This window comes from Myxococcus sp. AB025B, from assembly GCF_006518215.1.
Classification (GTDB): domain Bacteria; phylum Myxococcota; class Myxococcia; order Myxococcales; family Myxococcaceae; genus Myxococcus; species Myxococcus fulvus.
The window spans coordinates 1-1,278 of the sequence record NZ_SRLW01000635.1; the positions used below are offsets into that span (position 1 = coordinate 1).

The 1,278-nt window shown below is 72.4% G+C and carries 1 protein-coding gene and 1 pseudogene; one reads left to right on the forward strand and one right to left on the reverse strand.

What is annotated here, in order from left to right:
- Positions 1 to 302: pseudogene (locus tag FL311_RS43210) on the reverse strand (hypothetical protein); the annotation flags it as partial.
- A gap of 152 nt (positions 303 to 454) precedes the next feature.
- On the opposite strand from FL311_RS43210, the gene mazG reads away from it, so the two are divergent.
- Positions 455 to 1,278: nucleoside triphosphate pyrophosphohydrolase (gene mazG, locus FL311_RS43215; protein ID WP_141333504.1), on the forward strand; the 824-nt coding region annotated here is incomplete at its 3' end.

Sequence of the window (1,278 nt, forward strand, 5' to 3'; positions counted from 1 at the left end):
GGCTCGACGACGGGCGGGGTGGGCGTGGCGGCGCGCGTGGGAGGCGGTCTGGCCTTCTCTCCCCGTCCGGTGCGCCGGGAGGCCGGATCCTGCTCTTCGTCGACGTCGAGCTCGCCGTCCTCGACGGGGGTGTCGTCCTCCGGCCCGGCCGCGTCGTAGGACTCATCCTGGAGGTCGGGCTCGAGCGGGCCCGGATCCACCTCCTGGAGGCGCGTGGGCGCCTCGAGCTGCGCGAGGGCCGACGCGGGGGACAGGAGCAGCAGGCCCGAGAGGAGGAGGGAGGGAAGCAGGAAGCGGATCATCCAGGGCTCGGATGATAGGCGAGCCAGGCCGAACCACGAAAGACAACGCCACCTGCCCGGTCAGGACCGGCTTTCCGGGACGGCCGGCCAGGGCCACGTGTTACAGGGACGGCATGTCGCGGGGCGGCCCGCGCGAGGGAGGCGTGAACGACATGGGGACCCCCGGAACCGAGCTGGAACGTCTGGTGGACATCATGCGGCGGCTGCGGGCCCCGGACGGCTGTCCCTGGGACAGGGAGCAGACGCTGGGCACGCTGCGGCCCTACCTCCTCGAGGAGGCCTTCGAGGTCCTGGACGAGATGGACCGCGTCACCGAGGGCGGCCCCTGGCACCCGCTGTGTGAAGAGCTGGGAGACCTGCTCTTCCAGATTGTCTTCCACGCCCAGCTCGCCGCCGAGCGGGGTGAGTTCACCATGGCCGACGTCAGCCGGGCCATCAGCGACAAGCTCACCCGCCGCCACCCCCACGTCTTCGGCGAGCAGCGCGTGGACGGCTCCGAGCAGGTGCTGGCCAACTGGGCGAAGCTCAAGGCCGAGGAGCGCAAGAAGAAGACGGGCAGCGAGGGCTCCGTCCTCGACGGCGTCCCCTCCGCCGCGCCCGCCCTGCTGCGCGCCGAGCGGCTCACCGAGAAGGCCAGCCGCATCGGCTTCGACTGGCCGGACCTGGCCGGCGTGCGCGGCAAGCTGGCCGAGGAGCTGGTCGAGCTGGACGAGGCCATCGCCTCCGGGGACAGGGCCGCCATCGAGCACGAGCTGGGCGACGTCCTCTTCTCCCTGGCCAACCTCGCGCGCTTCGTGAAGACCCCCGCCGAGGACGCGCTGCGCCTGGCGAGCCTCCGCTTCACCCGGCGCTTCCAGCACATCGAGGCCGCGCTCCGGGCCGAGGGGGTTCCCTTCGGCGGAGCCACCCTGGAGCACATGGAGCGCCACTGGCAGGCGGCCAAGGCCCAGGAGAAATCCCTCCCGCCCCCCACCAC